The organism is Nocardia sp. BMG51109, from assembly GCF_000526215.1.
Lineage (GTDB): Bacteria > Actinomycetota > Actinomycetes > Mycobacteriales > Mycobacteriaceae > Nocardia.
The window spans coordinates 4561620-4577752 of the sequence record NZ_JAFQ01000004.1; the positions used below are offsets into that span (position 1 = coordinate 4561620).

The following is a 16133-nucleotide window of genomic DNA, read 5'->3' on the forward strand; positions in this document are numbered from 1 at the left end:
CACCAGGGCGGGCCGGAGCGTCGGCCTGTCGACGAGCACGAAACACCGAGCCGGAGAATCGGATCCCTGCCCCGGCGGCAGCGGGTCGAGAGGGGAGAAGGAATGACAGTCGGGAACGCGCTGAACCTGTCCGCCGATGAGGTCCTGACCACCACGCGTTCGGTGCGTAAACGGCTGGATCTCGAGCGGCCGGTGCCGCGGGAGGTGCTGATGGAGTGCCTCGAGCTGGCGCTGCAAGCGCCGACGGGTTCGAACGCCCAGGGGTGGCAGTGGGTTTTCGTCGAGGACGCCGAGCGGAAGCAGGCGCTGGCCGACATCTACCGGACCTACGCCACCCCGTATCTCGACGCGCCGAAATCCGCGTTCGGGGACGAGCGCGACCTCCGGCAGCCCCGCGTCCGCGACTCGGCCAGGTACCTCAACGACCACCTCCACGAGGTTCCGGTCCTGTTGATCCCGTGCCTCGAGGGCCGCGTGGACAACGCGCCGGGTTCGAGCGCGGGTTTCTGGGGTTCGCTGTTGCCGGCGGTGTGGAGTTTCATGCTGGCGCTGCGTTCCCGCGGACTCGGCTCGGCCTGGACGACCCTGCATCTCGTCGGCGACGGCGAAAAGCAGGCCGCCGAACTCCTCGGCATCCCGTTCGACAAGTACAGCCAGGGCGGCCTGTTCCCGATCGCCTACACCCAGGGCACCGACTTCCGCCCCGCCACACGCCTCCCGGCCGACCGGCTGACCCACTGGAACAGCTGGTAGCCGCCCCGCACTTCCGGCGGCCCGCGGCAGTATGACCGGCCCGCGCCCTACCGCGAGGCCGCGGGGCGCCCGGGGGCCCAGATACCCAGTGCGACAGCGGCGATGAGGCTGACGGCCGCGAGAGTGAGGGCGGTGTCGTGCAGGCCGTGCAGGAATGCGGTGCGGGCGACGTCGAGCAGCGGCTGCGCTTGCGGGCCGGCCTGGGCGGTGAGTTGCGTTGTGGCGGCGAGGGAATGGGAGACCGGCGCGCGGACGGGTTCGGGCAGGTGCGGGAGGGCGGGGGTGATGCTCGCGCGGTAGCCGGTGGCCAGAACCGTGCCGCTCACCGCGATGCCGACGGCCGCGCCGATCTCCCGGGCGGCGTCGTTGACCGCCGCGGCGACGCTGTGCATGTCGGCGCCGGTGTCGTTCATGATCGCGGTGGTGGCCGGTGCCGAGGCGAGGCCGAGCCCGATGCCGACGACCAGCAGCGGCATCAGGCAATCGAGGTAGCCGGCGTCGAGCGTCAGGCGACTCGTGAGCAGCAGGCCCGCCGCGAGGACGGCCAGACCGGCAGCGGTGGGCAGCCGAAGTCCGTAACGGGTGGTGAGCAGGGGCGACAGCAGCGAGAGCCCGACGACGGCCCCGCCCATGGGCAGGATGGCGACGGCCGTGTGCAGCGGGCTGTAGCCGAGGACCAGCTGTAGATACTGCACGACGATCAGGAACAGCCCGAAGGTGATCAGGAATTGGACGGTGATCGACACCGCGCCGCAGCCGAAGCCTCGTCGCGCGAACAGTCGAAGATCCAGTAGCGGGTACCGGACACGGAGTTCGACCACGATGAACAGCTCCGCGGCCAGCGCGGCGGCGGCCAGACCGGCCACGACGTAGGGATCACCCCACCCCCGGTCGGAGACCGCGATCAATGCCCAGACCAGGAGCGCGATCGCGGAGACCCCGGCGAGCGCACCGAGCGGGTCCGATCCGCTCGCGGTGGCGCCGCGGGATTCGGTGAGGGCGAATCCCGTGGCGGCCAGCACGATCGCGGCGGCCGCCATGCCGACGAAGATCGACTGCCACGACCACCACTGCAGCAGCAGTCCGGAGCCGATGAGGCCGAGCAGGCCGCCGGAGCCGGCGGATCCGGCCCAGAGGCCGACGGCCCGCCCCGAGGCGCCCGGCGGAAATGCGGCGGTGAGCATCGACAAGGTGGACGGCATCACCAGTGCGGCACCGATTCCCGCGAGCACGCGGGCGGCGATCAGCCAGGTGACCGCCGTGGTCGCCAGGGGAATCATCGAGGCGGCCGCGAAGACGAGCAGTCCGACGATCAGGAGCAGCCGCCGGCCGTAGCGATCGCCCAGGGCGCCGGCGGGCAGGACCAGGCAGGCGAGCGCGAGGGTGTAGCCGTCGACGATCCAGGTCGCCTGGCTCTGGGTCGCGCCGGTGGCGATCGAGATCTGCGCCAGCGCGGTGTAGAGGGCGGCCATCGAGGCGACTACCAGCGTGACGGCCAGGCACGACACGATCAGTGTCCGCCGCTGCGTCCACGACCATCCCCGTGCCGGTGGGTCCATCACCTCGGTGGTCGACATCTGCGCCCTCCGTTCACGATCCGCCGCCGTGCCCGGTTCCACGGTCGTCGACGCGCACCTGCCGGACAAGGCGTGCGACCGAAGTCGAAACGCATCGGGCCGTGATATCGGCGCCCGATGTCTCAATCCCCCGCCACGAGCTGGGCGATTACCTGTACCCGTATGCTCGACCTGTCTCATACTGAGCCGATGGGTAGGGATTGGCTGCTGCGCGCGGATCGCCACGACACCGCGGCGGACCACATCTACGCCGCGGTCACGGACCTCATCGCGCACCACGGATTCGACAGCCTCGACGTCGATACCGTCGCTCGTCACGCGCACTGCTCCCGCGCCACCGTCTACCGCCACACCGGCGGCGTGACTCACCTGCGCGAAACGGTTCTCGCCCGCGCGGCCGACCGCATCGTCGACACCGTCCGGCACGCCATCGGCGATCTCACCGATCCCGACCGCCTCTACGTCGCGGTCACGCTCATGCTGCGCGAGGTTCGCTCGGATCCCATCTTCACCGCGTTTCTCTCCGCGCAGCACGCTTCCCGCTCGGTGGTGGCTTTCGCCGAGTCGCCGGCTCTGCTCCGCATCGTCTCCGAGGTGACCGGCACCCGCCCCGACGACCCGCTCACCGGCACCTGGTTCATCCGGACGGTGCTGTCATTGCTGCTGTGGCCCACCGACGCCGAAACGGAATCCCAACTGCTGCAACGTTTCCTGATCCCCAGCCTGGACCGGTGATCCGGCGGAGGCGGGTGGCCGCTCAGTACCCGGCGGCGGTGTCGACGCGGGCGACGAGGTCGTGGCCGGAGACGAAGCGGGCGACATTCTCCCGGACGTGGTCGGCGAAGGCGGTGGTGCGCAGGTGGGGTGGGTTGGAGTCGTGCGGGGTGATGATCGCGTTCGGCAGGTTCCAGAGCGGGTGGCCGTCGGGGAGGGGTTCGGGGTCGGTGACGTCGAGGCCCGCGCCGCCGAGGGTGCCGTCCCGCAGGGCTTGGACAAGGGCGTCGGTGTCGATCAGGGAGCCGCGGGCGATGTTGATCACCCAGGACGTCGGTTTCAACTGGGCGAGTTCGGATTTGCCGATCAGGTGGCGGGTGTCGGGCGTGGCCGGTGCGGCGACCACCACGTGGTCGGTCTCCGGCCAGATCTCGGATATCCGGTGCGCCGGAACGGTTTTCACCACACCGGGGGCGGAAACCGGTGTGCCGGAACGGTTGACGGCGATGATCCGGGGCCCGAGCGGGTGCAGCAGGGTGATGAGTTCTCGTCCGATGCCGCCCGCTCCCGCGATCGTCACCGTGGCGCCGCGCAGCGTGCCGACGTGCGGGAAGAATTCGGTCTGCCGCCAGTCACGGGCCCGCAGGTGCTCGGGCAGGTAGCGCACACCGGCCAGCAGCAGCATGAGCGCGTGTTCGGCGACGCTGCGGGAGAAGGCGCCCGCGGCGGAGGTGAACACGACATCCGGATTCCGCGCGAACACCTCGGAGGCGAACCAGTCCTCGACTCCGGCCGAGAACAGCTGCACCCATTCGACGTTCTCCGGGATCCGCTCCGGGAATCCCGCGGTGCCGCCGTCCCAGATCAGGGCCCGGGCGTCGCCGAGTTCCGCGACCTCGCCCCCGCCCGCGGTGATCGCCTGCTCCAGCAGGGGAGTGGGCTTCGGGCCGAGGGCGATCGGGACGGCGGCCGAGGGCATGGGTGACTCTCCTTAACGCATTCCGGTGACGTTCCCGCACTGGTCGGCGCGGACGTCGGCTTCCTGTGGCGACCGTACCGGCGTGCCGGTGCGGTCCGGATCCCGGTACCCCGCCCGAGGCCCGAGGGGGCACGGTCGGCCCGATGCCCGAGTGAGCACGGTCGGCATCGCACCCCGATGCACCCGGATCGGCCGCGGCTGGTGTTCGGCGCCGTTACCGAATCCCGCGTGCGGGTGGTCGACGGACCTTCGCGGGTGAATGTGGTGGCCGACGAGTCGTCCGGGCTAACCAGCGGGGGTGTCCTCGTCCAGGTCGACCACCACGTTCTCGCGGTCGGCCCATTCCAGCAGCCGATCGAGTTCGAAGACGGCGTCGTCGATACCGGCGTGCAGGTCGCCGAGCGTCGCGTAGCGGTCCGGCACGGTGGTCATGGTGAAGTCGCGCGGATCGATCTCCGGGATCTCGTCCCAGCGCACCGGGGTGGAGACGGTGGCCGCCGGGACGCCGCGCACCGAGTAGGCGGCGGCGATCGTATGGTCCCGGGCGTTCTGGTTGTAGTCGACGAAAAGCATGGCCGGGTCGCGGTCGCGGCGCCACCACGTGGTGGTCACGTCGTCCGGGGCGCGCCGCTCGATCTCGCGGGCGAAGGCCAGCGCGGCACGGCGCACGTCCTGGAACCCCCACCGCGGCGCGATCCGGACGTAGACGTGTAAACCCTTGCCGCCGGACGTCTTCGGCCAGCCGACCGCGCCGAGTTCGTCGAGCACCTCGTGCACCACGGCGGCCACCCGCTGCACCCGCGACCACGGGCAGCCGGGCATGGGATCCAGGTCGATGCGCCATTCGTCGGGCTTCTCGGTGTCCAGCCGCCGCGAGTTCCACGGATGGAACTCCACCGTCGACATCTGCACCGCCCAGATCACGTCGGCGAGCTTGTCCACGCACAACTCGTCGGCGGTGCGGCCGAACCGCGGAAAGTACACCCGCACCGACGGCACCCAGTCCGGCGCGCCCGCGGGCAGCCGCTTCTGATGAACCTTCTCGCCCGGCAGCCCCTTCGGAAACCGATGCAGCATGCACGGCCTGTCCCGCAACGCGTTGACGATCCCGTCGCCCACGCTCAGGTAGTACCGCACCAGGTCGAGCTTGGTCGCCCCGGTCTCGGGAAAATACACCCGATCCGGATTCGAGATACGCACCGTGTGCTCCCCGACGGTCAGCTCCACCGCCGGCGAGCCGGACTTCCCGGCCATCCGTCCGACAATAGCCATGGGCGATTCCTGGCGCATTGGTGTCGATGCCGGCGAAACGACCACTGTGGTCCGTCACGGGGTGTTCGCGGTGGTGCGCACCCCGGTCTTCGCCGCGATGATCGCCGTCGCCACCGGAATCACTCCGGTCGCTCCGAACCCGGTCGCCGTCGTCTCGCCGGTGCTGCTGGTCGCCACGATCGAGTTGCAGGTCCGCGTCGTCGAGGAGCCCTACCTTGCTGCCACGCACGGCGACGCCTGCCGCGACTACACCACCGTCGCCCGCTTCCTGCCCGGCATCGGCCGCATCTGTTCCTGCGGCCGCGATGAATGTCGCCGCTACTCTGCCTGCCATGGAACCGGCGACCGCCATCATCACAAAGGTCGTCGAAGGTATCTCGTCCCTGGATGCGTTGGAGCAGCAGCATATTGGTGAAACGTTGCGGTACCGGCGAGCGCGCCCGGACGATGGATACGTCCGACACCCCATGATGCCGCCGAATACGCACCGCTCACACTCGAGCGGCTCGATCAGCAATGGCAGCAGGGGCAACGGTGCCGGCCGAAAAGCTGGATGCCCTGCTGGTCGTCGCCGACTCGGCGGGCCATCACATCGCCGCAGACCGGTCCGAGTCGGTCGTGGCCCGCACCAGCGCGACACAACCGTTCTGACCGGCGCTGCATCACGTCACCGACTGGGTCGAGGGCGGAGCGACGAGCATCGAGAAGGTGGCAAGTCGCTGAGAACACCTCTGGCGGACCGGGCGGTGACGCGCGCATCCCGGGCGCGTGGTGCGGCGGCCCGATTCGTCGGTGCCGAGGCATGATTTGTCAGTGTGGTGCTGCGGAAGTTGTGATAGGAGGCTGGATTTCGGCTCCGGTCCGGCGATCCCGGTGCGAGAATCGTCGCGTGGGTGGCACCCAGTGAACACGATCGTCGACATACGGTCTACACCCGAGCTCGAGCCCAGGCAGGCGTTCGAGCAGTGGGAGGGTGCGCTCTCCGAATCCTTTCTTCCGATGGGGATCAGTAATCCACAGCCCGAGCGGTTCCACGGCCGGGCCCGGTTCGCCACCTATGACTCCGTGGACGTCGGGGCGGTCAGAGCTACTCCGCACCGTGTCTACCGTTCGCGGCGGCACCTCGACCAGCCGGACGAGCCGGCTATAGTGGCGTTCCTCCCGACGGCCGGTCCCTGCCAATTGGACATGTCGGGTCGCCTCAGCGCGGTCGAGCCGGGTGCGCTGTTCATCTACGACAGCTCACAACCGATGGCGTCGTACCACGGGAGCGCGTGGGGAGTGACCTTGGCGGGGGCGCCGCTGTCCAGCATTGTGGAGCGGACCGGGTTGCCGATCGGTCGGCTGCCCATCAATGCTCGGCTGCCCACTGTCAACGGTGCGGTCGGTGTGATCGAGCGGTTCTTCCGGGGGCTGCTGGCGGTGCAGCAGACCGACCCGGCGGCCGCGGAGGTGCTGGGTGCGCACGCTATCGACCTGGTGGCCTCCGCGATCCTGCTGACGTCCGGTACCCGACTCGCCGGGCAACCGGCGCAGGCGCTGGCCCGGCAGCAGGTGTTGGAGTTCATCCGGAATCATTACACCGAAACGGATCTCACCACGGACCGGATCGCGCACGCGTGTGCGGTGTCGCGGCGCACCCTGTATCGGTTGTTCGAGGATGTCGAGGGTGGTGTCGGTGCGACGCTCCGGCGGTGCCGCATCGATGCCGCCCAGGCTTGGCTGCGCGCGGACCGTGTTCTGTCGCTCGAGTCGATCGCCGCGGTGTCCGGTTTCGCGTCGGATCGGCACTTCTATCGTGTCTTCAAGCAGCAGACGGGAATGACGCCCGGCGAGTACCGGGCGCTGCAACACTCGGCGGATCGACCGCTCGCGTGACATGTCTCGTCGGAGTGAGGCCCTCGAATCGGCGCAGCGGCCGGCGTTGATCGCCGCCCCGCACGGGTGCTCCCGGCCCGGCTGTGACCCCCGGCCAGTCCGTGCGCGGTGCATCACGTGCTGGCCTACCGCAAGAACGGCGCCACCGACATCGAGAAGGTGGCAAGTCGCTGAGAACACCTCTGGCGGACCAGGCGGTTCGGGTGTAGCCGATTTCCGGACGTTCGGTCGCGCCGTTACGGTAGTGCTCTATCCGGGGTGCCGGTGGTGGGTCATGCCGCTCGGTGCCGCCAGTCGGCCTCGAGCGGTGCGGTGTGAGGCCGGTTGCGAGCTGTGTTGGTGCGCGGGAGGGGCCGCGGGCGTACGCGGAGAAGCGGAAGGGCGGTGACGCGGGAGTACCGGGCACGTGCGATCCGGCCGGATCCGTCGGTGCCGAGACACGATTTGTCAGTGTGGTGGTGCCGAAATTGTGATAGGAGACTGGATTTCGGATCCGGTCCGGCGATCCCGGTGCAAGAATTATCGCGTGAGTGGCATCCCGGCGAACACTGTGATCGACATACGGTCGACACCCGAACTCGCGCCCGGGCAGGCGCTCGAGCAGTGGGAAAGTGTGCTTTCCGAATCCTATTTTCCCCTGGCGGTCAGTAATCCGCAGATGGAGAGGTTCCACAGCCGGGTCAGGGCCGTCACTTACGGTGCCGTGGGCGGCTCGTTGATCGAAGGCACGCCCCAGCGCGTGTACCGGTCGCGGCGGCATGTGGATCGGCCGGACGAGCCGATCCTGATGGCGCTCTTTGCGACCGCCGGCCGTGGCACCCTGGAGGGGGCCGGCCGAGACAGCGTGATCGAGCCGGGCGGGCTGCTCCTCTACGACAACGTCCAGCCGTGCGCTGCACACTTCGGCAGCACGTGGGGGCTGCTGTCCATGCAGGTGCAGCTGCCCAGCATCGTGGAGCGGACCGGGATATCCATCGGTCGGCTGCCGATCAATGTTCGGATACCCAGCAGCGGCGCGGTCGGTGTGATCGAGCGGTTCTTCCGGGATCTGCTGGAGGTGCAGCAGACCGATCCGGAGGCCGCGGCGAGGCTGGGCGAGCACGCCGTCGACTTGATGGCCTCGGCGGTCCTGCTGGCGTGCGGGGCCCAGCCCACCGAGCAATCGGCGCAGGCGCTGGCCCGGCAGCAGGCACTGGCGTTCGTCCGGCGTCATTACACCGACCCGGATCTCACCACGGAGCAGATCGCGCAGGCATGCGCGGTGTCGCGGCGCACCCTGTATCGGCTGTTCGAGGATGTCGAGGGTGGTGTCGGTGCGATGGTCCGGCGGCGGCGCATCGGTACCGCCCAGGCGTTGCTCCGCGTGGACGGTGTCCGGTCGCTCGAGTCGATTGCCGCGGCGTGTGGTTTCGCGTCGGATCGGCACTTCTATCGTGCCTTCAAGCAGGCGACGGGGATGACGCCCGGCGAGTACCGGGCGCTGCAACATCCGGCGGATCGACCACCCGCTCAACATGTTTCGTCGGTGACAGGGCACGATCCGGTGGCCTGACGGCGCCGAGCGCGACTTGAGCTATCGGTTCGCGACTGAGCTATCGGTTGTCGGTCCGTGGTCGACCGTGACCGTTACCTCGAGACGCTGGGTTCAACGCCTGGGCCGGGCACCGCTGCGTCACCGGCAGCTGCGCGATGATCAGGCTGGCGTCGCCAGGGCGAAGGGGAGAACCGCGGGGGCTCCCGCCAGGCGGAGGGTGCGGGCGGCGAGGGTGAAGGTCCAGCCGGTGTCGGTGAGGGCGTCCACCAGCAGGATCGGGCCGTCGGGGGTGAGGTCGGGTGGCTCCCAGGAGTCGAACAGGGCGGCGACGCGGTGGGCGGAATTGGCGGCGGAGACCGGCGAGCGGTCGGGGCGGGTGCGCAGGGTGCCGAGATGGTTCAGGCGGCCGATGTGCGCGAGCCGGGCCGCCAGGTCGGACGTCAGGCGGGGATGGGTGGGCGACTCCAGGGCCAGCACCGCGGTGGGCCGCTGCTCCCAGTTCCATTCGCGCAGTACGGTGATGCAGGCTTCGACGATCTCGTCGGGCACCGGCTCGTCCGGCCCGTCGAGCAGGGCGCGCAGGCGCTTGCCCCAGGCCAGATCGCTGAGCCGGCCGAGCACCCGGCCGGTCCCCGGACCGTCGGTGATCTTGCCGGACAACGGAATTCCGAGTCTGTCCATCCCCGTCGGCCATTGTTTGCGGGGTGCCAGATCGATACCGGGACGGTCCAGGCGCAGGCGGGTGGCGGTGATGTCGTCGGCATCGACCGTGGTGTCGGGGTGCGCCCCCGTGCAGTTGTCGCAACGGCCGCAACCGGTTTCGGCCGGCTCGGGATCGTCGAGCTGGCCGCGGAGGAAGTTCATCCGGCAGCCGGTGGTCGACTGGTAGTCGATCATCGCCTGCTGCTCGGACTCCCGCGCGGCCGACAGGCGCTCGTAGCGCTCGGTGTCGTAGACCCAAGGCTCCCCGGTCGCGATCCAGCCGCCGCGCACCCGCTGGACCGCGCCGTCCACGTCGAGCACCTTCAGCACCATCTCCAGCCGCGAGCGGTTCAGCTCCACCAGCGGCTCCAGCGCCGCCGTCGACTGCGGCCGCTCCCGATCGAGCACGTCGAGCACGGCGCGGACCACGTGTTCACGCGGAAAGGCAACGGAGGCAAAGTAACTCCAGATTCTGCGGTCCTCCGGCCCGGGCAGCAGCAGCACCTCGGCGCGCTCGGTGGCGCGGCCCGCGCGACCCACCTGCTGGTAGTAGGCGATGGGCGAGGAGGGCGCGCCGAGATGCACGACGAAACCCAGATCCGGTTTGTCGAAACCCATTCCGAGCGCGGACGTGGCGACCAGTGCCTTGACCTCGTTGTCCAGCAGGGCCCGTTCGAGCGATTCGCGCTCGGCCGGATCGGTGCGGCCGGTGTAGGCGGCGACCCGGTGGCCCTGCGTCACCAGCAGGTCGGCCACGTCGTGTGCGGCGGCGACCGTGAGCGTGTAGATGATCCCGGCGCCGGGCAGCTCGTGCAGACGCCTGCCCAGCCAGGCGGTGCGCCGCACGGCGTCGTCGATGCGGACCACCGACATGTGCAGCGATTCGCGGTCCAGGGTGCCGCGCAGGACGAGGGTGTCGGTGCCGATCTGGGTGGCGACGTCCGTCACCACGCGGTCGTTGGCGGTGGCGGTGGTGGCCAGGACGGGCACGTCGCTGCCGAGGTCGGCGATCAGCGTGCGGATGCGGCGATAGTCGGGCCGGAAGTCGTGGCCCCAGTCGGACACGCAGTGCGCCTCGTCGATCACCACCAGGCCCGCGTCGGCGGCCAGCTTCGGCAGTACCGAATCGCGGAAGTCCGGATTGTTCAGCCGCTCCGGGCTGACCAGCAGCACGTCGACCTCGCCCGCGGCGACCCGCGCGTGGATCTCGTCCCATTCCGTCACGTTGCCCGAATTGATGGTCGCCGCAACGACTCCCGCGCGCTGCGCGGACGCCACCTGGTTGCGCATCAGCGCCAGCAGCGGCGACACGATCACCGTCGGGCCGTGCCCGGCGCGGCGCAGCAGCTTGGCGGCGATGAAGTACACCGCCGACTTGCCCCATCCGGTGCGCTGCACCACCAGCGCGCGGCGGCGCTGCACCACCAGCGCCTCGATCGCCGTCCACTGGTCCTCCCGCAGCCGCGCGTGCGGCCCGGCCAGCTCCCGCAGCAGTTCCTCGGCGGATTCCCGCAGATCGGTCGTAGTCACGCGCTCCATCGTGCCCGACGCCACCGACACCGGCGAGGATCCGCGCATTCCCGCACCCCGTCCCCGTTCCCGCACCCTGCCCACCGGCGTGGCGGGCATGCGCGGGGTGCGGCCCGAGGAGCCGACGGCCGGCGGCGACCGGCACGCGAACCCGGGTCGGGCGGCGACGTAGCGGGACGTATGCAGCCGATCGGCGATGGTTCCGGTGTCCACCGCTCGAACGGGCGCCGGACCGGCGAGATGCGCGCCCGCGACTCGGCGCACGGCCGGGGGAACCACAGCACCGGCCGCGTCGAAAGGTGCCGTGCCGGTGAGATGTACTGCCGTGTCTCGGCACACGGCGAGGCATCACGCAGCGTCGATCTCGTCGAAGGGCGCGGTGCCGGCGAGAGGCGCCGCCTCATCCCCGCACGTGCCCTCGGGAGCAGGTGGTGCGGTCCCGATCGAATGTGTCTATTCCCGCTCGGGCCCGGAGTCGGCCGTTTCGGCGGCCAGTTCGGTCAGGCGGGTGCGGACCAGGTCCGGGCGCTCCTCGGCGATGAAATGCCCGCAGCCGGAGACGTATTCGACCGTGTAGTCGTCGGCGTTCGCGGTCTGCGCGGAGGCCAGCGACGGGTGGACGGCCCCGTCGTCGACGCCGAAGAGGGCGCGGATCGGGACCGTGGCGCGGCGGCGTTCGGGACGGCGCCGGGCCGCCACCTCGTGCAGCAGGAATGTGCGATAGGTATCGGTGGCGGCGCGGGCGGTGACCGGATCGCGGAAACGGTCGGAGTAGATGCGGACCACCTCGGGCGGGAACTTACCGCGGTGGGTGGCTCCCAGCCGGAACATCTGGTCGACGAAACGGGTACGGCGGTGCAACGGCATACCGAGCGCGGCCACCAGCGGCTGGTACAGCAGGAACCGCCATAGGTGCGGGGCTATCGCGCGCGGCGTCTGCCATGCGTGCGCCATGTTCAGCGGCAGATAACCGTCGAACCGTCCGGGATCGGCCAGCACCATCAGATAGCCGACGAAGGCGCCCCAATCGTGCCCGACCAGCAGTGCCCGCTCCACCCCGAGTTCGTCGAGCAGCGCCAGCAGGTCCTGGACGATGTCCTCCTTCGCCCAGCGGTGCGGCGGCGGCCCGGACCAGCCGTAGCCGGGCAGGTCCGGGGCGATGAGCCGCAGGCCCGCGGGCGGATCGGCCAGCAGGTGACGATAGGCGTAGTGATGCTGCGGCCACCCGTGCAGCAGCAGCACCGGACGCCCGGTCGCCGGCCCCGCCTCGGTGACGTGGAACCGCACGCCCCGGGCGGTGACGAAGGAGCGCCGGACGCCGGGCAGCGGCGGCGCGTCTGTGGCATCGGTCGAGCGCATACCCGATGCTAACCGCCGGTGACGGGCAGCCGACCAGGCCGAGAACGATTGCCGCGCGGTCGGACATTTTTCCGGCGCAGGCACGACAATTCCGGCGCAGGCACGACAATGAGGTGCGGCAGGGACATCGAGGTCTCGTGGGCGCCGCGGGAACAGGGAGGACTGACGATGCCGAACAAGTTCGAGTCACCGGCGGATTGGTCCCCGCCCGGGTCGCAGTTCCAGAATCGCGCGATGCCGGGCCGGACCGTGGGTGGCGTGCTGTTCGGGCTGGTCGTGACGCCGGTCGGGATCGCCCTCGCGGCCAAGGGCGGCGCCGACATCCGGTACTGGGTGATCGTCGGCAGGGTCGTCGACCGGTGGACGGCGGCGCTCGAGATCGTCGGCGGGTCGGTGCTGTTGTTGCTCGTGGTGTGCGCGGCGGCGTTCTCACCGCTGGGCACCACCGTGGCGGGCCTGGTGTGGGGCATCCTGCCGGGGATCCTGCACCTGCTGTTCCCGGACGAGACGTTCGCGCTGATGAGCAACCTGGCGTTCGTGGACCAGGAGATGCAGGTGGCGCTGCACGCCTGGGTGACCTACGGATTCGCGCTGATCTCCGGATTCATGTTGCTGGGCGCGGGAATCGTGGGGACGCTGCGGCACCGCTGAACACGACACCGCTGAACACCGGGAGGGCCTCACCCCTTCACGCACAGCACCTGGCGCAGTGTCGCGACCACGTCCACCAGGTCCCGCTGGGCCGCGATGACCTCGTCGATGTCCTTGTAGGCGGCCGGGATCTCATCGATCACCCCGGCGTCCTTGCGGGATTCGACGCCCTCGGTCTGCGCCGCCAGATCCGCCACCGTGAACTGCTTCTTGGCGGCGTTGCGGCTCATCCGCCGGCCGGCACCGTGCGAAGCGGACCGGAACGAGGCGGGATTTCCCTTGCCGCGCACCACATACGACCGCGAGCCCATGGAGCCCGGGATCAGCGCCAGGTCGCCGTCGCCGGCCCGCACCGCGCCCTTGCGGGTCACCAGCATCGGCACGCCGTCGATCGTCTCCTCCGCCACGTAGTTGTGATGGCAGGAGATCGGCTGCTCGAATCGCACCGGCAGCGTGGCGAATTCGTCGCGCACCGCCCGGCACACCAGCGCGAGCATGACCGCTCGGTTGCGGGACGCGTACTCCTGCGCCCACGTCAGGTCGCGCCGGTAGGCATCCATTTCCGGTGTGCCGGAGAGGAATACGGCCAGATCGCGGTCGGGCAGATCGTGGTTGTGCGGCAGTGTCCGCGCCACCGCCATGTGCCGCTCGGCCAGCTCCTTGCCGATATTGCGGCTGCCGGAGTGCAGCAGGATCCACACGTGCTGTTCGGTGTCCAGGCACACCTCGATGAAGTGATTGCCGCCGCCCAGCGTGCCCATCTGCTTGTGCGCCTTGGACTCTCGCGGCCGTACTCCCGAATCCAGATCGCCGAACGCGCCCCAGAACCGGTCCCAGCCGCCGCGCGACGAGCCGCGCGGCCCGGCCGCCTCCGCCTCCAGCCGGGTGACGTTCACCGCGTCGTCGTGGGCGGAGAATCCCACCGGCACCGCCGCTTCGATCCGCGACCGCAGCGACCGGAGGCTGTCGGGCAGTTCGGCGGCGGTCAGCGAGGTGCGCACCGCCTCCATGCCGCAGCCGATGTCCACCCCGACCGCGGCCGGGGCGACCGCGTCGCGCATCGCGATGACCGAGCCGACGGTGGCGCCCTTGCCGAGATGCACATCGGGCATCACGCGGACGCCGTGCACCCATTCCAGTTGCGCGATAGTGCGCAGCTGGCGCAGCGCGGCCTGCTCGACCTCGTGCTCATGGGCCCACATCAGCGTCTGCGCCCGGGTGCCGCGCAGCTCGACGGGAAACATCGTTCGATCCTTTCCTCGGATATCGAGTTCCACGGTAGGGAACGGACATTCGCGACGCACCCGAATATGTGCCGGGCAGAGCCGTGCCGGGCCGTCGAACTCGGGTGCCGGTCGAAGCGGTGGGTGTCCGGATCGATGCCGGCCGTAATTCGTGATGCGCGGCGGAATTGCCGAGTGTGCCGCGGCCCGTCCCTGGTCAAAGTGGGGTTCCGTCTGGTACCTGTGATTTCGGGCCTGATACGCACCGCCTCATCGGAAACGCTGACGTCGCCTACCGGTTGCCGGGCGTGGGATCGATGTGGTTGCCGCGGAAGGCTTCGCGACGGTGTGGCGTTCGGTGCGATTCGGGCACGGCGAGGGGAGATCTCATGCGGGCACGGTGGTTTCTCATGCGGGCGCGGTGGTTTCGGCGGATGGCCGCGGTCGGGGTGCTGGCGGCCGCGGTGGTGATCCCCGTATCGCCGGCGAGCGCCGAGGGCGATCCGCCGGCCGCCCTGGCCCGCTTCTACGACCAGGCCCTGGACTGGAAGCCCTGCGGCGATCCGGCACTCGACGGCGCGGGGGCGCAGTGCGCGGGCGTGCGCGTCCCGCTCGACTACGGCCGCCCCGACGGCCGCACGACCACGGTGGCGATCTCGCGCATCCCGGCCACGGATCCGGCCCGCCGCCGCGGGATCATGCTCTCCAATCCCGGCGGCCCCGGCGGTCCGGGGCTGAGCATGATGGTGACGGTGCGCGACCGGCTGACCCCGGACGTGCGCGCCCAATACGATCTGATCGGCATGGACCCGCGCGGTATCGGCCGCTCCGATCGGGTGCACTGCGCCATCCCGTTGCCGACCATGCTGTTCTCGGCCGGTTTCGACGTATTCGGCTATGCGCGCGACACGGCACTGGCGGGCGCCCTGGCCGCCTCCTGCATTGCGCCCGATCCGGACAAGGCCCGCCATACGACGACCCGCAATATCGCCCGCGACATGGACGTCATCCGCGGCGCGTTCGGCGACGAACGGGTCAATTACTACGGCGGCTCCTACGGTTCCTACCTCGGCGGGGTCTACCTGCAGATGTTCGGCCGGCACGCCGACCGGTTCGTGCTGGACAGCGGCGTCGACGACGAGCGCTACTGGCTCGGCATGTTCCAGGACATGGGCGGGACCAACGAGGCCGCCCTGGACGACTGGTCGATCTGGGCGGCCCGGCACGACGGCGACCACCACTTCGGCGCTACGCCCCCGCAGGTGCGCGGGTATGTCGAGAACCTGGTGCGGCGGGCGGCCGGGCATCCGGTCTTCAGCGACGGTTATCTCATCGACGAGCACACGGTGCCGATGATGATGCTGTCGCTGCTGGCGAACCCGAAGCTCGATGCCGACCTCGCCGACGTCCTGCGGATCGTCGATGACGCGGTGTCCGGGCGTCCGTTCGATATGAAGACGCTGAAGGCGAAGATCACCGCGGCCGTGCCCACCGAGGCGTCCGGCATGGCGGCGATCATGTGCGGCGACAAGGCGGCTCCCCGCGATCCGGCGTGGTACTACCGCAATATCGAGGCGATCCGGGCCGCCCAGCCGGTCTTCGGCGCGTTCGCCAACAACATCACGGCCTGCGCCTACTGGCCGGATCCGGTCGAACCGCCGACCGAGATGAACAACGCGAACCAGGCGCTGATCCTGGGCACGATCCACGACACCAGGACCGCCTACACGCAAAGCCTTGCGCTGCATCGCGACCTGACCGCTTCGCGCCTGGTCACCCTGGCGAACACCCGCATCCACGGCGCCTTCCGGGTCGGCCTCAGCCCGTGCGTCAGCGACATCGTCAACACCTACTTCGACGACGGCACGCTGCCCGCCGCCGACCTCACCTGCGAGCCCGACCCCAGCTATTTTCCCGAGTAGCCGGGAGCCTGCGACACCGTGAGACGGCGTGTCGTCGTG

15 protein-coding genes are annotated in these 16133 nt (G+C 69.9%); 9 read left to right on the top strand and 6 right to left on the bottom strand.

Annotated elements, in window-relative coordinates; translation table 11 throughout:
- The first annotated feature begins 102 nt into the window (after positions 1 to 102).
- Positions 103 to 753, top strand: coding sequence for a nitroreductase family protein (locus tag D892_RS0121865; RefSeq protein ID WP_036567340.1), 651 nt, complete (start codon positions 103 to 105; stop codon positions 751 to 753).
- 47 nt (positions 754 to 800) lie between these two features.
- On the opposite strand, the gene D892_RS41820 is transcribed toward D892_RS0121865, so the two are convergent.
- On the bottom strand, positions 801 to 2330 hold the full coding sequence (locus D892_RS41820; protein WP_084161637.1) for an MFS transporter: 1530 nt from the start codon (positions 2328 to 2330) through the stop codon (positions 801 to 803).
- A gap of 189 nt (positions 2331 to 2519) precedes the next feature.
- Here D892_RS41820 and D892_RS0121875 point away from each other — a divergent pair, with 189 nt between their 5' ends.
- Entirely contained in the window at positions 2520 to 3065 is a 546-nt protein-coding gene (locus D892_RS0121875) for a TetR/AcrR family transcriptional regulator (protein ID WP_024803290.1), read from the top strand.
- Between the two features lie 22 nt (positions 3066 to 3087).
- On the opposite strand, the gene D892_RS0121880 is transcribed toward D892_RS0121875, so the two are convergent.
- Positions 3088 to 4023 carry a D-isomer specific 2-hydroxyacid dehydrogenase family protein gene (locus D892_RS0121880; RefSeq protein WP_024803291.1) on the bottom strand — a complete coding sequence of 312 codons (936 nt, stop codon included), beginning with the start codon at positions 4021 to 4023 and terminating at the stop codon, positions 3088 to 3090.
- Positions 4024 to 4308: 285 nt separating this feature from the next.
- Positions 4309 to 5277 (bottom strand): non-homologous end-joining DNA ligase, encoded by a 969-nt coding sequence (gene ligD, locus D892_RS0121885; protein ID WP_024803292.1) that lies wholly within the window; start codon positions 5275 to 5277, stop codon positions 4309 to 4311.
- 16 nt (positions 5278 to 5293) lie between these two features.
- On the opposite strand from ligD, the gene D892_RS41825 reads away from it, so the two are divergent.
- The 4 genes from D892_RS41825 (at position 5294) to D892_RS0121905 (ending at position 8725) form a co-directional block, all read left to right on the top strand.
- Complete coding sequence (locus tag D892_RS41825; RefSeq protein WP_024803293.1) at positions 5294 to 5710, top strand: isoprenylcysteine carboxylmethyltransferase family protein; 417 nt, start codon at positions 5294 to 5296, stop codon at positions 5708 to 5710.
- 101 nt (positions 5711 to 5811) lie between these two features.
- A complete protein-coding gene (locus D892_RS49215) occupies positions 5812 to 5946 on the top strand; it encodes a hypothetical protein (RefSeq protein WP_255360241.1) in 135 nt (44 codons plus the stop codon).
- Between the two features lie 252 nt (positions 5947 to 6198).
- Positions 6199 to 7173: a helix-turn-helix domain-containing protein gene (locus D892_RS0121900; protein WP_024803294.1), complete on the top strand. Its 975-nt coding sequence runs from the start codon at positions 6199 to 6201 to the stop codon at positions 7171 to 7173.
- Positions 7174 to 7699: 526 nt separating this feature from the next.
- Positions 7700 to 8725, top strand: a complete 1026-nt coding sequence (locus tag D892_RS0121905; protein WP_024803295.1) for a helix-turn-helix domain-containing protein — start codon at positions 7700 to 7702, stop codon at positions 8723 to 8725.
- 141 nt (positions 8726 to 8866) lie between these two features.
- Here D892_RS0121905 and D892_RS0121910 read toward each other — a convergent pair whose 3' ends face one another.
- Entirely contained in the window at positions 8867 to 10948 is a 2082-nt protein-coding gene (locus tag D892_RS0121910; protein WP_024803296.1) for an ATP-dependent DNA helicase RecQ, read from the bottom strand.
- A 1-nt stretch (position 10949) separates the two neighbouring features.
- Between D892_RS0121910 and D892_RS47850 the strand changes: the two genes are divergently transcribed.
- The gene (locus D892_RS47850; RefSeq protein ID WP_198037217.1) at positions 10950 to 11111 is read left to right on the top strand and encodes a hypothetical protein; all 162 of its coding nucleotides are present in this window, start codon (positions 10950 to 10952) and stop codon (positions 11109 to 11111) included.
- A gap of 281 nt (positions 11112 to 11392) precedes the next feature.
- Here D892_RS47850 and D892_RS0121915 read toward each other — a convergent pair whose 3' ends face one another.
- Entirely contained in the window at positions 11393 to 12298 is a 906-nt protein-coding gene (locus tag D892_RS0121915; protein WP_024803297.1) for an alpha/beta fold hydrolase, read from the bottom strand.
- 168 nt (positions 12299 to 12466) lie between these two features.
- Here D892_RS0121915 and D892_RS0121920 point away from each other — a divergent pair, with 168 nt between their 5' ends.
- Entirely contained in the window at positions 12467 to 12949 is a 483-nt protein-coding gene (locus tag D892_RS0121920; RefSeq protein ID WP_024803298.1) for a hypothetical protein, read from the top strand.
- Between the two features lie 29 nt (positions 12950 to 12978).
- Here D892_RS0121920 and D892_RS0121925 read toward each other — a convergent pair whose 3' ends face one another.
- The gene (locus D892_RS0121925) at positions 12979 to 14193 is read right to left on the bottom strand and encodes an RtcB family protein (RefSeq protein WP_024803299.1); all 1215 of its coding nucleotides are present in this window, start codon (positions 14191 to 14193) and stop codon (positions 12979 to 12981) included.
- Positions 14194 to 14561: 368 nt separating this feature from the next.
- On the opposite strand from D892_RS0121925, the gene D892_RS0121930 reads away from it, so the two are divergent.
- Positions 14562 to 16094, top strand: a complete 1533-nt coding sequence (locus D892_RS0121930) for an alpha/beta fold hydrolase (RefSeq protein WP_024803300.1) — start codon at positions 14562 to 14564, stop codon at positions 16092 to 16094.
- Positions 16095 to 16133: the final 39 nt, after the last annotated feature.

Excerpts from the sequence above, each read along its gene's own strand:
- D892_RS0121930 (WP_024803300.1), top strand. The coding sequence starts at position 14,562 with ATGCGGGCACGGTGGTTTCTCATGCGGGCGCGGTGGTTTCGGCGGATG.
- D892_RS41825 (WP_024803293.1), top strand. The coding sequence starts at position 5,294 with ATGGGCGATTCCTGGCGCATTGGTGTCGATGCCGGCGAAACGACCACT.
- ligD (WP_024803292.1), bottom strand. The coding sequence starts at position 5,277 with ATGGCCGGGAAGTCCGGCTCGCCGGCGGTGGAGCTGACCGTCGGGGAG.
- D892_RS41820 (WP_084161637.1), bottom strand. The coding sequence starts at position 2,330 with ATGTCGACCACCGAGGTGATGGACCCACCGGCACGGGGATGGTCGTGG.
- D892_RS0121920 (WP_024803298.1), top strand. The coding sequence starts at position 12,467 with ATGCCGAACAAGTTCGAGTCACCGGCGGATTGGTCCCCGCCCGGGTCG.
- D892_RS0121875 (WP_024803290.1), top strand. The coding sequence starts at position 2,520 with ATGGGTAGGGATTGGCTGCTGCGCGCGGATCGCCACGACACCGCGGCG.
- D892_RS49215 (WP_255360241.1), top strand. The coding sequence starts at position 5,812 with ATGGCAGCAGGGGCAACGGTGCCGGCCGAAAAGCTGGATGCCCTGCTG.
- D892_RS0121880 (WP_024803291.1), bottom strand. The coding sequence starts at position 4,023 with ATGCCCTCGGCCGCCGTCCCGATCGCCCTCGGCCCGAAGCCCACTCCC.
- D892_RS0121865 (WP_036567340.1), top strand. The coding sequence starts at position 103 with ATGACAGTCGGGAACGCGCTGAACCTGTCCGCCGATGAGGTCCTGACC.
- D892_RS0121925 (WP_024803299.1), bottom strand. The coding sequence starts at position 14,193 with ATGTTTCCCGTCGAGCTGCGCGGCACCCGGGCGCAGACGCTGATGTGG.
- D892_RS0121915 (WP_024803297.1), bottom strand. The coding sequence starts at position 12,298 with ATGCGCTCGACCGATGCCACAGACGCGCCGCCGCTGCCCGGCGTCCGG.
- D892_RS0121910 (WP_024803296.1), bottom strand. The coding sequence starts at position 10,948 with ATGGAGCGCGTGACTACGACCGATCTGCGGGAATCCGCCGAGGAACTG.